Here is a 13,883-nt window from a genome sequence, read left to right on the forward strand (position 1 = left end):
CAGGGACGCTTAAAGAAAATGAGCAATGACATGAACAACCAGCAGCCACGCCGCTACCGCTCGCAAGACTGGTTCGACAATCCAGACCATATCGACATGACCGCGCTCTATCTCGAGCGCTTCATGAACTACGGGATCACGCCGGAAGAGCTGCGCTCGGGCCGGCCGATCATCGGCATCGCGCAAAGCGGCAGCGACATCAGCCCGTGCAACCGCATCCACCTGGAATTGGCCAAGCGCGTGCGCGACGGCATCCGCGATGCGGGCGGTATCGCGATGGAGTTCCCGCTGCATCCGATCTTCGAGAACTGCCGTCGTCCGACGGCGGCGATCGACCGCAACCTGGCTTATATGGGCCTGGTCGAGATCCTGCACGGCTATCCGATCGATGCGGTGGTGCTGACCACCGGCTGCGACAAGACCACGCCGTCGCAGATCATGGCCGCATCGACGGTGGATATTCCCGCCATCGTGCTGTCCGGCGGCCCGATGCTGGACGGCTGGTTCGAAGGCGAGCTGGCAGGTTCCGGCGCGGCGATCTGGAAAGGCCGCCGCCAACTGGCCGCCGGCACCATCGACAATGAGAAATTCCTGCAGATCGCCGCCGCTTCGGCGCCGTCGGCGGGACACTGCAACACCATGGGCACGGCATCGACGATGAACGCCATCGCCGAGGCGCTGGGCATGTCGCTGACCGGTTGCTCGGCGATTCCGGCGCCGTACCGCGAGCGCGGCCAGATGGCGTATGAAACCGGCCGCCGCATCGTCGAGATGGCAAAGCTGGACATCAAGCCGTCTTCGATCCTGAACCGCGACGCCTTCCTGGACGCGATCGTGGTCAACGCCGCCATCGGCGGTTCGACCAACGCGCAGCAGCACATCGTCGCGATGGCGCGCCACGCCGGCGTCGAGCTGCATTCGAGCGACTGGATGGAATACGGCCACAAAGTGCCGCTGTTGTTGAACATGCAGCCGGCGGGTAAATTCCTGGGCGAGCGTTTCCACCGCGCGGGCGGCGTGCCGGCCGTGATGTGGGAGCTGGAGCAGCAGGGCATGTTGCGCTCGGAGCGCGCCACCGTCACCGGCCGCACCATGCGCGACAACCTGGCCGGTAAAGAGACGCAGGACCGGGAAGTGATCTTCCCGTTCAACGCGCCGCTGAAAGAAGATGCGGGCTTCTTCGTCTTGAAGGGCAACCTGTTCGACTTCGCGATCATGAAGACCAGCGTGATTTCGCCGGCCTTCCGCGAGCGTTATCTGAGCAAGCCGGGGCAGGAAAACGTGTTCGAGTCGCGCGCCGTGGTGTTCGACGGTTCGACCGACTATCACAACCGTATCAACGATCCGGCGCTGAACATCGACGAGGATTGCATCCTCGTGATTCGCGGCGCCGGCCCGGTGGGCTGGCCTGGCTCGGCCGAGGTGGTGAACATGCAACCGCCCGATGCGCTGGTCAAGCGCGGTGTCAACTGGCTGCCTACCTTGGGCGACGGACGCCAGTCCGGCACCTCGGACAGCCCGTCGATCCTGAACGCGTCGCCGGAAAGCGCCGTCGGCGGCGGCCTGGCGTGGCTGCGTACCGGTGATATGATCCGCGTCGATCTGAACGCCGGTACTTGCGACGCGCTGGTGCCGCAGGCCGAGTGGGAAGAACGCAAGAAGGGCGCGCTGCCGGCCATTCCGGCCAGCCAGACGCCCTGGCAGGAGATTTATCGCAGCACCGTGGGCCAAATGGAAAACGGCGCTTGCATGGAACTGGCTGTACCATACCGGGGCGTGGTGGATAATCCGGCCCGGCATAATCATTAAACGTGACGCCGTTGGCGACGCATGGCGGATTACGGCTTTGCCTAATCCGCCCTACGAAAATCTGTAAAAATGGGCATAGACCTGTACGGTAACGAGCTGGAAAAATGTAGGGCCTGTGTCAGGCAAAACGGCATTCGAATCAGGAGACGGAATAAATGAAGAAATTACTGAGTGCGGCCGCCATCGCGGTCATGATGGTGTGCGCCGGCGGCAACGCCATGGCGGACGCCAAGAATCCTAAAATCGGCTTTTCCATCGACGACCTGCGCCTCGAGCGTTGGGCGCGCGATCGCGACTACTTCGTCGCCGCCGCTGAAAAGCAGGGCGCCAAAGTCTTCGTGCAGTCGGCCGACGCCAGCGAGCAGCGCCAGATCGCCCAGATCGAGAACCTGATCTCGCGCGGCGTCGACGTGCTGGTCATCGTTCCCTACAACGCCACGGTGCTGAATAACGCCGTCAAAGAGGCGAAGAAGGCCAAGATCAAGGTCATCTCGTACGATCGCCTGATCCTCAACGCCGACATCGACGCCTACATCTCCTTCGACAACAAGATGGTCGGCGAGATGCAGGCGCAGGGCGTGGTGGCCGTCAAACCAAAGGGTAACTACTACCTGCTGGGCGGCGCGCCAACCGACAACAACGCCAAGATGCTGCGCGAAGGCCAGCTGAAGGTATTGCAGCCGCTGATCGACAAGGGCGACATCAAAGTCGTCGGCAAGCAGTGGGTCAAGGACTGGAATCCGGCCGAGGCGATGTCCATCGTCGAAAACGCGCTGACCGCCAACGGCAACAAGCTCGATGCGGTGGTCGCCTCCAACGACGCCACCGCCGGCGGCGCGATCCAGGCGCTGGCTTCGCAAAAGCTGGACGGCAAAGTGGCCGTCTCCGGCCAGGACGCCGATCTGGCCGGCGTGCGCCGCGTCATCGCCGGCACCCAGACCATGACCGTCTACAAGCCGCTCAAGCTGATCGCCACCGAGGCGGCCAAGCTGTCGGTCCAGTTGGTGCGCGGCGAAAAGCCGGGCTTCAATTCGCAGTATCAAAACGGCTTCAAACAAGTCGATACGCTGCTGCTGAAGCCAACCATGCTGACCAAGGCGAATATGGATGTTGTCGTGGCCGACGGCTTCTATACCAAGGCCCAACTCGCGGCTGCGAAGTAATCGCCGCTTCATGAAGACCGGGGCGTCGTCTTAAGACGCCTCGCCGTGCGTTCGCACTGTCTTTCGCCACGCCCTGTTCCGCGCTGTGTAGCGGCTTGCGCGTGGCGAGTTCCACCACCTCTGCGAGAACCAGTATGTCCGGCTATTTGCTAGAAATGAAGGGCATCGTCAAAAAATTTGGCGGTGTTCCGGCGCTCGACGGCATCGACCTGCAAGTGCGGGCCGGTGAGTGCATCGGCTTGTGCGGCGAGAATGGCGCCGGCAAGTCGACCCTGATGAAAGTGCTGTCCGCCGTCTACCCGCACGGCACCTGGGACGGCGAGATCCACTTCGACGGCAAGCCGCTGCGGGCGCAGTCGATCCGCGAAAGCGAAGCCGCCGGCGTCGTCATCATCCACCAGGAACTGATGCTGGTGCCCGAGCTGTCCGTCACCGAGAATCTGTTCCTCGGCAACGAGATCACGCTGCCGGGCGGCCGCATGGATTATTCGGCTATGAACCAGCGCGCCGAGGCGCTGCTGAAGGAATTGAACCTGACCGACGTCAACGTGGTGCTGCCGGTGTCGAACTACGGCGGCGGCCACCAGCAGTTGATCGAGATCGCCAAGGCGCTGAACAAAAACGCGCGCCTGTTGATCCTGGACGAGCCGTCGTCGTCGCTGACGACCTCCGAGATCCAGGTGCTGCTCAATATCATCCGCGGCCTGAAGGCCAAGGGCGTGGCCTGCGTCTACATCTCGCACAAACTCGACGAGGTCGAGGCGATCTGCGACACCATCGTCGTCATCCGCGACGGCCAGCACATCGCCACCACGCCGATGGACAAGATGGACGTCAAGCAGATCATCGCGCAGATGGTCGGCCGCGAAATGAACCAGCTGTATCCGACGCTGGAGCGCACGCCGAGCGAGGAAATCGTGTTCGAGGCGCGCAACGTGATTTGCTACGACGTCGAGAAGCCGGAACGCAGGAAGGTCGACAACGTCTCCTTCGCGCTGCGCAAGGGCGAGATCCTCGGCATCGCGGGCCTGGTCGGCGCCGGCCGCACGGAGCTGGTGTCGGCGCTGTTCGGCGCCTATCCGGGCCGTTCGGAAGCCGAGGTATGGCTCAACGGCGCCAGGATCGATACCAGCACGCCGCTCAAGGCGATCCGCGCCGGCCTGGCGCTGGTGCCGGAGGACCGCAAGCAGCACGGCATCGTGCGCGACCTGGACGTCGGCCAGAACATCACCTTGTCGGTGCTGGGGCGCTTCTCGAAGTTCACCCGCATCGACCGCGAGGCGGAACTGAAGGTGGTCAGCGAGGAGATCGCGCGGCTGGCGCTGAAGACGGCCAGCCCGTTCCTGTCGATCACGTCGCTCTCGGGCGGCAACCAGCAGAAGGCGGTGCTGTCGAAGATGCTGCTGACGCGCCCCAAGGTGCTGATCCTCGACGAGCCGACGCGCGGCGTCGACGTCGGCGCCAAGTTCGAAATCTACAAGTTGATGCTGGAACTGGCCAGCCAGGGCGTCTCCATCATCATGGTGTCGTCCGAACTGGCCGAAGTACTGGGCGTGTCCGACCGCGTGCTGGTCATGGGCGAGGGCAAGCTGCGCGGCGATTTCGTCAACCAGAACCTGACCCAGGAAACGCTGCTGTCGGCGGCACTCGATCATTCGTGATGACTTACCTTTGAAATCCATGAAAACCTTAAATCTCAAACAGCTCTTCACGCAGTACAAGATCCTGGCGCTGCTGATCGCCATCGCCATCATCTGGGCCTTCTTCAGCTGGAAGACGGAGGGCGGCTTCATCTCGCCGCGCAACCTGTCCAACCTGATGCGCCAGATGGCCGTCACCGGCATCGTCGCCTGCGGCATGGCCTTCGTCATCATCGCCGGCGAGATCGACCTGTCGGTCGGCTCGCTGCTCGGCCTTCTGGGCGGGGTGGCGGCGGTGCTCGACGTCACGCACCACATGCCGCTGCCGGCCACCATCGCGGTGGTGCTGGCCTGTGGCCTGGTGCTTGGCCTGTTCAACGGCTATCTGACGGCGTACAAGCACATACCGTCCTTCATCGTCGGCCTGGGCGGCATGCTGGCCTACCGCGGCATCGTGCTGGGCGTGACCGACGGCGTGACGGTGGCGCCGGTGTCCGAGCCGCTGGTCAACCTGGGCCAGGGCTACCTGTTGCCGCAAATGGGCGTGGTGCTGGGCGTCGGACTGTTCATCCTCGGCGCGGTGCTGACCTGGCGCCAGCGCGCCAGCCTGGCGCGCCACGGCCTGCCGGTGCCGCCGATGTGGCGCGACGCTTTGCGCCTTGCAGCAATTGGTGCGGTGCTTTTCGCTTTCGTGCGTACCCTGAACAGCTACGAGGGCATCCCGCTGCCGGTCTTGCTGCTGCTGGTTTTGCTCGGTGTGTTCAGCTATGTTGCGACGCAAACCGTGTTCGGTCGCCGCATTTACGCGGTGGGCAGCAACATGGAGGCGACCCGCCTGTCGGGCGTCAACGTGCAGGCCGTGAAGCTGTGGATCTTCGGGATCATGGGCCTGATGTGCGCGCTGGCTGGCTTGATCAACACGGCCCGTCTGGCGGCGGGTTCGCCGTCGGCCGGCACCTCGGGCGAGCTCGATGCGATCGCGGCCTGTTTCATCGGCGGCACCTCGATGCGCGGAGGCTCGGGCACCGTGTACGGCGCCTTGATCGGCGCGCTGGTGATGGCCAGCCTGGATAACGGCATGTCGATGCTGGACGTCGACACCTACTGGCAGATGATCGTCAAGGGCTGCATCCTGACGTTGGCGGTGTGGGTCGACGTGGCGACGCGCTCGGGCCGTCGTTGAATTTGAATGGCCAAGCTGAATAGCTGAGTCCGGTTTCACCAACGCGGCCCGCAACGACGGGCCGCGTTGTCGTTTACGCCCGTTGTTTTTCTGAGGGGTTGTGTGTGAGTTTGTCGAAAGTACGCGACGCTTGCGGATTATCATTCCGCCGCTTGGTGAATTTCGCAATTGCCACACTTTTGCGTAACTTGCAAAATGTTTGCACATCATCGTGTGGCCCCGGCACTCCGCCAGTAAAGCCAGAACGAAAAAAAATATTAAAGAGCGAGACGTCCCAATGAAGATCAAACAACCGCGCCTTGTGGCGCCTGCGGGTGTCGTTCGCCCCGCGTTCGGAATCACCCACCCCAGGCTAGTCCCAAGTGCCGCTGAAAAGCACCAATAACAAATAGCCTAAGAGCTATGAAAAAATCGTATACCTTTTGGAGAGCGTAACATGAAACAGTTTAAAAAGACAGCGATCGCACTGGGCCTGGCCCAGATGGCGATGATGGCCAGCGGTGCTTCGCACGCGCAGACCGCCCAGGCGCCGGCCGCCCAATCCGACACTCCGGCGCCAGCCGCGGCGCCGGTGGCCGTGGTCATCACCGGCCAGCGCGCGGCGCTGCAGTCGGCCCAGAAGATCAAGCAGAACGCCGACGAGGTGGTCGACTCGATCTCCGCCGACGATATCGGCAAGCTGCCGGACCGCTCGGTCACCGAGGTGCTGCAGCGCGTCTCGGGCGTGACCATCGACCGCGCCATGTCGCGCGCCGACCCGGATCACTTCTCGGTCGAAGGCTCGGGCGTGTCCGTGCGTGGCTTGAGCTACGTGCGTTCGGAACTCAATGGCCGCGATTCGTTCTCCGCCAACGGTGGCCGCTCGCTCAACTTCGAAGACGTGCCGCCAGAGCTGATGGCCGGCGTCGACATCTACAAGAACCCGTCGGCGGAACAGGTGGAGGGCGCCATCGGTGGCCTGATCAACCTGCGCACCGCGATGCCGTTCGATTACAAAGGCTTCAAGGCCTCCATCAGCGGCTCGGAGACGTATTCCGAACTGCGCAAGGGCAAAGCTTCGCCATCGGGTTCCGGCATGGTCTCGAACCGCTGGAAAACCCCGTTCGGTGAAGTCGGCGCCCTGATCGACCTGGCCTACTCGGAATCGGCCACCCGCACCGACGCGATCCAGGTCGAGCCGTACTACCCGCGCACCGATATCGAGCCGGGCCGCACCGTCTACGTGCCGAAGGGCGCGCAATGGCGTTCGCTGAACTTCGACCGCACCCGCGAAGGCGCGTACGGCGCGTTGCAATGGAAGCCTAACAGCGAGATCACCACCGGCCTGACCTACTTCAAGTCGAAGTACAAGATGACCTGGGACGAGCAGGCGATCTTCGCCCAATCGAGCCCTTACAACATCCAGGTCGCGAACGGCAAGTACGCCGACAACGGCACCTTCATCAGCGGCACGCTGAGCGATCCGGCCGACGGCGGCATCAACTTCAACAACGACACCCGTACCGCGTGGCGCAAGTCCGACACCACCGACGTGTCGTGGAACATGCGCTGGCGCCCGAACGATCGCTGGACCATCACCACCGATCTGCAGCGCATCCGCGCCAACACCGAGAGCGTCGATTCGACCGTGGCCACCGGCCTGAGAATGCCGAAGGAACAGCTGGACCTGTCGGGCAGCCTGCCGAACATCATCTTCGACGCAGCCGACCGCGCCAACCTGGCCAATCCGAACAACTACTACTGGGCGTTCACGATGGAGCACCTGGATCGCGCCAAGGCCGATTCGGATGCCGGCAAGATCGATCTGAAATATGACTTCGACCACCCGATCTTCCGCGACATCAAGTTCGGTGCGCGCATGACCAACCGTGATTCGGTCACCGAGAACTCCAACCCAAGCTACAACTGGGCCGCCGTCACCCAGCCGTGGCAGGGCGAGATCAGTGGTCTGGCCTACCTGGGCGACCCGCGTTTCTCGGGCAATACCTCGACCCACGCCTTCGATAACTTCTTCAACGGTAAAATGAGCGTGCCGGCCGTGGTGTTCCCGAACTCCTCGCTGTCCCAGGGCTATCCATCGAGCTACGCGACGCTGCACTCCTACCACGATATCCTGTGCGCGGAGAAGAACGCCACCCTGGCCGCCGCCGGCCAGCAGACCAACACCTGCACGCCGTGGAAGGCAGCCACCTTCGGCGGCGACCCGGCCGGTCTCAACTCGCAAAGCGAGAAGACCAAGGCGCTGTACACGCAAACCCGTTTCGGCTTCGATGACCTGAAGTTCCCGATCGACGGTAACATCGGCCTGCGCTATGTGAAGACCGATTCCACCGCCAGCGGCTACACGGTGTTCAACTCGACCGCGCCTAGCAACCCGGCGATCCCGGTGTTCAACAGCTTCTCCCGCGCGGACACCTTCGAGAACTCGTACCACAATTGGCTGCCTAGCCTGAACCTGCGCATGAAGGCCAGCGACACGCTGCAGTTCCGCTTCGCCTACGCCGGCGCGATGTCGCGTCCGGACCCATCGCAGCTGCAGGGTTACACGACCTTGAGCCAGAGCGCCGACGTCGCCGCCAACGGCACCGTCAACAGCATCACCTATTCCGGTGAAGCCAAGGGCAATCCGAACCTGCGTCCGATCACCGCCAAGCAGCTCGACCTGACCGCCGAGTGGTACTTCTCTCCGGTTGGTTCGTTCACGCTGGCCGTGTTCAACAAGCGCCTGAAGGATGTCATCGTCAACCAGACCACCGCGTTCCAGCTGAACGACGTCGCCGGTCGGGCCTACAACTTCATCACCACGGCGCCGGTCAACGGCGCCAAGGGCCGCGCGCGCGGTTTCGAGCTGGCCTACCAGCAGTACTTCGACAAGCTGCCTGGCGCCTGGTCGGGCCTGGGCCTGCAGGGTAACTTCACCTTCGTCGACAGCGAGCGCACCCTGTACAACGGCGTGTTCCAGCAGTACTGCACCGGCAGCGGCGGTGGCGCGGCCAACCTGAACCTGAACCTGAACGGTTGCGACACCAACGGCACCACCTTCGGCAATCTGCCGCTGGAAAACCTGTCCCGTCGTTCGTACAACATCGCCCTGATGTACGACAAGGGCCCATGGTCGGCGCGCCTGGCCTACAACTGGCGTTCGAAGAGCCTGCAGGCGGTCAACGTGAACGGCACCCAGGGTACCGACGGCACGGACACCAATCCGGCCAGCGCCACCTTCGGCCAGCGTAACGTCGCCTGGGGTCTGCCGACTTGGGCGGACGACTACGGCCAGGCCGATGCCTCGGTGTCGTACAAGATCAACGAGCGTATTCAGATCGGTCTGGAAGCCCAGAACATCACCGACTCCAAGTACAAGGTCCTGATGCAGCAAAACATCGGTATGATGGGCCGCGCATGGTTCTCGTCCGGTCCGCGCTACACCGCTCGCCTGAGCTACAACTTCGACTAAGGAAGCTACACTGCATGAAGATTACCGCCCGCCAGCTTGTAAGCTCTTTTGGTTTTGTTATGTTGGCCGCAGCTGGCGCGGCGGCCGCGCCTATCCCGGAACTGGTGCAAAAGGATGGCCGTCACGCCTTGATGGTGGACGGCGCGCCTTTTGTCATGTTCGGGGGGCAGGCGCAGAATTCGAGTAACTATCCGCTTGCACTGAACAAGGTGTGGGCGGCGATCAAGGACATGAACGCCAACACGCTCGAGATCCCGGTCGCATGGGAACAGATCGAACAGGTGGAAGGCAAGTTCGATTTCAGCTACGTCGACACCCTGGTGGCCGAGGCGCGCAAGAACAAGGTGCGCCTGGTGCTGCTGTGGTTCGGCACCTGGAAAAACACCGGCGCCAATTACGCGCCGGAGTGGGTCAAGTTCAACAACGCCCGCTTCCCGCGCATGCTGGACAAGGAAGGCAAACCGATTTACTGCCTGTCGCCGCAAGGCGAGGAGACGCTCAAGGCCGACAAGAAGGCGTTCGTCGCGCTGATGACGCACATCAAAAAGATCGACGAGGCGCACCGCACCGTCATCATGATGCAGGTCCAGAACGAAGTGGGCACCTATGGCTTCGCGCGCGACTACGGTCCGAAGGCCGAAGCGCAGTTCAACCAGCCGGTGCCCGAAGCGGTGTTGAAACGTAAAAAATCGCCGGTGGCGCTTGCCGCCAGCGGCACCTGGAAGCAGGTCTACGGCGACTACGCCGACGAGTACTTCCACGCGTATTCGATCGCCAGCTACATCGGCGACATCGCCAAGGCCGGACGCGCGGTGTATAACCTGCCGATGTATGTCAATAACTCGATCCGCGATTCGCTCGAAGAGCCGGTCAAGCCGTGGAACAAGAACTTCGCCAGCGGCGGCCCGACCTTCGACGTGATCGACATCTACAAGGCCGCCGCGCCGGCGATCGATTTCGCCGCGCCGGATATCTACAGCCCTGATTCCAGGAAGTTCGCCGCCACGCTCGACAAGTTCCAGCGTCCGGACAACGCGCTGGCCGTGCCGGAGATGAGCAACGCCGCCGAATACGTGCGCTACGCCTATCTGGTGCTTGGCCGCGGCGCGATCAACTTCTCGCCGTTCGGCATCGACTACGCGGACTACAGCAATTTCCCGCTCGGTCACAAGGCCACCGACAAGACCATGGTTGAACCGTATGGCAAAATCTATTCGGCCTTCCGGCCGATGGAGCGCCAGTGGTCCAAGTGGGCCTTCGAGGGCCGCACCTACGGCGTGGCCGAGGGCGACGACCGTGCGCCGCAGACCATCGCGATGAAGGGTTGGAAGGGCACGATCTCGTTCCGCGAATGGCAGTTCGGCGAACGTGAGTATTTCAAGGAAGTGAAGGATCTGCCGGCAGGCACCGAGAAGCCCAACGGTGGCGTGGCGATCGCACAGATCGCCGACAATGAGTTCATCATCGTCGGCCAGCATGCGCGCGTGAAGATCGACCACGCGGACGGCAAACCAACCATGTGGGCGCGCGTCGAGGAAGGGTATTATGATCCATCCGGTAAATGGGTCATGGAGCGCAACTGGAACGGCGACCAGACGGACTACGGCCTCAATCTGACCGGCAAGCCGGTGGTGTTGAAGGTCAAAGTCGGTACGTACTGAGTAAAAAAAACAGGAGATAGAGAAGATGCGATTCAAAGCGATAGTACCGGCGGCTTCGTGCCTGGCGGTGATGATGTCCGGCCAGGCCCTGGCCGGTACGTTTGAGAAAACCTCCACCGGCGTGGTGGTCAAGCCCGATTCGGGCGCCAAGGAAGTGCGCCTGGAAGTCATGAGCGACAACATCATCCACGTCGTCAAGACCGACAAGGAAGGCAAGGAGCTGACCCCATCGCTGATGACGGTGGCCGCACCTGTTAGCGGTATCTTCAGTGTCACCGCGCAGGGCAAGGACAAGGTCACGCTCAAGGCCAAGAAAATCTCGGTGGCGGTGTCGCTGGCGACCGGCCAGGTGCAGTTCTTCAACGCGGCCGGCAAGGCTTTCCTGAGCCAGGCCTCGGAAAGCATGTCGCCCGTCGATGTCGGCGGCAAGCCGTTCATGGCGGTCAAGCAGGGCTTCAACCATGGCACCAAGGACGCGTACTACGGCTTGGGCCAGCACCAGAACGGCCAGATGAACCTGAACGGCGAAGACGTGCTGCTGATGCAGCACAATATGGTCATCGCGGTGCCGTTCATCGTCTCGGACAAGAACTACGGCGTTTTGTGGGATAACAATTCGATTTCGCGCTTCGGCGACGCCAAGCCATATGGCTTCCTGAGCCGCGACCTGAAACTGGCCGATGCCGAAGGCAAGGCCGGCGGCCTGACCGCGCGCTACTACGTCGACGACAAACTGGTGCTGACGCGCCAGGAAAAAGACATCGATTTCCAGTACCTGAAGGACGTGGCCGAGAACTGGCCGAAGGAACTGGGCGATCCCAAGAAGGCCAAAGGCGTCAAGGTGGTGTGGGAGGGCACGCTCACGTCCGACAAGGCCGGCGTGCACAAGATGCAGATGTATTCGTCGGACTACGCGAAGCTGACCATGGACGGCAAGGAAGTCATGGACGTGTGGCGCCAGAGCTGGAATCCGTGGTACCACAACTTCGAGCAGAAGTTCGAAGCGGGCAAACCGGTCAAGCTGCACCTGGAATGGAAACCGTCGGGCGGCATGATCGCCATGACCCACAACGATCCGCTGCCGGCGCCTGAACGCCACTCGTTGACCTTCTCGTCGGAAGTCGCGCAGAGCATCAACTACTACGTCGTCAACGGCGAGACCAGCATCGACAACGTCATCGCCGGCTACCGTCATCTGACGGGCCAGGCGCCGATGATGCCGAAGTGGTCCTACGGCCTGTGGCAGTCGCGCCAGCGTTACGAGACGCAGGAGCAGCTGCTCGGCGTGTTGAAGGAGTACCGCAAGCAGGGCTGGCCGGTCGACGCCATGGTGCAGGACTGGTTCTACTGGCCGCAGGACGGCTGGGGTTCGCACGACTTCGACAAACAGCGCTTCCCGGACCCTAAAGGCTTGGTGGACGAGGTCCACAAGAACAACGCCCGCATCATGATTTCGATCTGGGGCAAGTTCTACGACAACACCGCCAACTACAAGGAGCTGGCGTCGAAAGGCTACATGTGGACCAAGAACGTCGAAAACGGCGATCTTGACTGGGTTGGCCCTGGCTACAAGAACAGCCACTACGATCCGTACACCAAAGGCGCGCGCGAGATGTACTATCGCCAGATGAAGTCCAAGCTGGTCGACCTGGGCTTCGACGCCTGGTGGATGGACAACACCGAGCCCGACGTGCTGTCGAACACCCGCCTGGAAGATTTCAAGAAACTGATCGGACCGACCGTTTACGGCGCCGGCGAAATCACCTTCAACCCGTATAGCCTGGTGCATACCGAGGGCTTCTACCAGGGCCTGAAGAACGACCAGCCGGAGAAGCGCCAGTTCATCCTGTCGCGTTCCGGTTTCGCGGGCATCCAGCGCAACGCCACCGCCCTGTGGAGCGGCGATACCGTCGGCCGCTGGAACAATCTGTACGATCAGATCTCGGCCGGCGTGAGCATCTCGATGTCGGGTATCCCGAACTGGACGCACGATATCGGCGGCTACGCGCAGGAAGAGCGCTTCCAGGACGGCGCCACCGGCACCGCCCAGGAGAATCGCGCCGTAGCGGCGGTCAAAGCCAAGCCGGAGGACATGAAGGAATGGCGCGAGCTGAATCTGCGCTGGTGGCAGTTCGGCGCGTTGTCGCCGCTGTTCCGCTCCCACGGCGAAGTGGTCAAGCGCGAGATCCACGAGATTTCGCCTGAAGGCTCGCCGATGCGCGACTCGATGGTCTGGTACGACAAACTGCGTTACCGCATGATGCCGTACATTTACTCGACCGCCGCGACCACCCACCACGAATCGGGCACCATCATGCGCGGTCTGGTGATGGACTTCCCCAAGGACGACGCGGTCAAGAACATCGCCGACCAGTACCTGTTCGGCCACAATCTGATGGTCGCTCCGGTGTACGTCTACGGTGCGCGCGAGCGTAGCGTCTACATGCCTAAAGGCGCCAACTGGTATGACTTCTATACCGGCGAAGTGCACAAGGGTGGCACCCGCAAGTCGATCAATGCGCCCGAAACCCGCATGCCGCTGCTGGTGAAAGCCGGCGCGATCCTGCCGATGGGTCCCGTGACTCAGTACGTCGACGAGAAGCCGGATGCGCCGATCACGCTGAACATCTACACCGGCGCGGATGGTAAATTCAGCCTGTACGAGGATGACGGCGTGTCGAATGCCTACATGCGCAACGAGTTCACGCGCATTCCGCTGAGCTACAACGACAAGACCGGCACCGTCACCATCGGCGAGCGCGTTGGCCAGTACAAGGGCATGGTCGCCAAGCGCGAGTTCAAGGTACGCTTCATCAAGCCTGGCGTTTCGAGCTCGGACAACTTCGACGCTGCCGACAAGACGGTCAGCTACGAAGGCAAGGCGGTCACCGTCAAGCGCTGATTTCCGCACTGACGATGGTTCCTCGATGACGGCGGGGGCGGTGCATGCCGCCTCCGCCGTTTTTGCTTCGC

At 62.2% G+C, this 13,883-nt stretch carries 7 protein-coding genes; all 7 read left to right on the forward strand.

Annotation, left to right across the window (positions count from 1 at the left end; all coding sequences use genetic code 11):
* Window positions 1-18 precede the first annotated feature (18 nt).
* The 7 genes from AC07P1_RS12905 (at window position 19) to AC07P1_RS12935 (ending at window position 13,812) form a co-directional block, all read left to right on the forward strand.
* A complete protein-coding gene (locus AC07P1_RS12905) occupies window positions 19-1,809 on the forward strand; it encodes an IlvD/Edd family dehydratase (protein ID WP_494696184.1) in 1,791 nt (596 codons plus the stop codon).
* Window positions 1,810-1,964: 155 nt separating this feature from the next.
* Complete coding sequence (gene xylF, locus AC07P1_RS12910; protein WP_494696185.1) at window positions 1,965-2,972, forward strand: D-xylose ABC transporter substrate-binding protein; 1,008 nt, start codon at window positions 1,965-1,967, stop codon at window positions 2,970-2,972.
* 134 nt (window positions 2,973-3,106) lie between these two features.
* Complete coding sequence (gene xylG / locus AC07P1_RS12915; RefSeq protein WP_494696186.1) at window positions 3,107-4,633, forward strand: D-xylose ABC transporter ATP-binding protein; 1,527 nt, start codon at window positions 3,107-3,109, stop codon at window positions 4,631-4,633.
* Between the two features lie 19 nt (window positions 4,634-4,652).
* Window positions 4,653-5,795 (forward strand): sugar ABC transporter permease, encoded by a 1,143-nt coding sequence (locus AC07P1_RS12920; protein ID WP_494696187.1) that lies wholly within the window; start codon window positions 4,653-4,655, stop codon window positions 5,793-5,795.
* Window positions 5,796-6,231: 436 nt separating this feature from the next.
* Window positions 6,232-9,249, forward strand: a complete 3,018-nt coding sequence (locus tag AC07P1_RS12925; protein WP_494696188.1) for a TonB-dependent receptor — start codon at window positions 6,232-6,234, stop codon at window positions 9,247-9,249.
* A gap of 59 nt (window positions 9,250-9,308) precedes the next feature.
* Window positions 9,309-10,910: a DUF5597 domain-containing protein gene (locus AC07P1_RS12930; protein ID WP_494696189.1), complete on the forward strand. Its 1,602-nt coding sequence runs from the start codon at window positions 9,309-9,311 to the stop codon at window positions 10,908-10,910.
* A 25-nt stretch (window positions 10,911-10,935) separates the two neighbouring features.
* Window positions 10,936-13,812, forward strand: coding sequence for a glycoside hydrolase family 31 protein (locus AC07P1_RS12935; RefSeq protein ID WP_494696190.1), 2,877 nt, complete (start codon window positions 10,936-10,938; stop codon window positions 13,810-13,812).
* Window positions 13,813-13,883 lie beyond the last annotated feature (71 nt).

Source organism: Duganella sp. GW821-FHT07F09, from assembly GCF_059418705.1.

Bases quoted from the DNA above. Each gene is read 5' to 3' on its own strand.
- AC07P1_RS12905 (WP_494696184.1), top strand. From the start codon at position 19: ATGAGCAATGACATGAACAACCAGCAGCCACGCCGCTACCGCTCGCAA.
- xylF (WP_494696185.1), top strand. From the start codon at position 1,965: ATGAAGAAATTACTGAGTGCGGCCGCCATCGCGGTCATGATGGTGTGC.
- xylG (WP_494696186.1), top strand. From the start codon at position 3,107: ATGTCCGGCTATTTGCTAGAAATGAAGGGCATCGTCAAAAAATTTGGC.
- AC07P1_RS12920 (WP_494696187.1), top strand. From the start codon at position 4,653: ATGAAAACCTTAAATCTCAAACAGCTCTTCACGCAGTACAAGATCCTG.
- AC07P1_RS12925 (WP_494696188.1), top strand. From the start codon at position 6,232: ATGAAACAGTTTAAAAAGACAGCGATCGCACTGGGCCTGGCCCAGATG.
- AC07P1_RS12930 (WP_494696189.1), top strand. From the start codon at position 9,309: ATGTTGGCCGCAGCTGGCGCGGCGGCCGCGCCTATCCCGGAACTGGTG.
- AC07P1_RS12935 (WP_494696190.1), top strand. From the start codon at position 10,936: ATGCGATTCAAAGCGATAGTACCGGCGGCTTCGTGCCTGGCGGTGATG.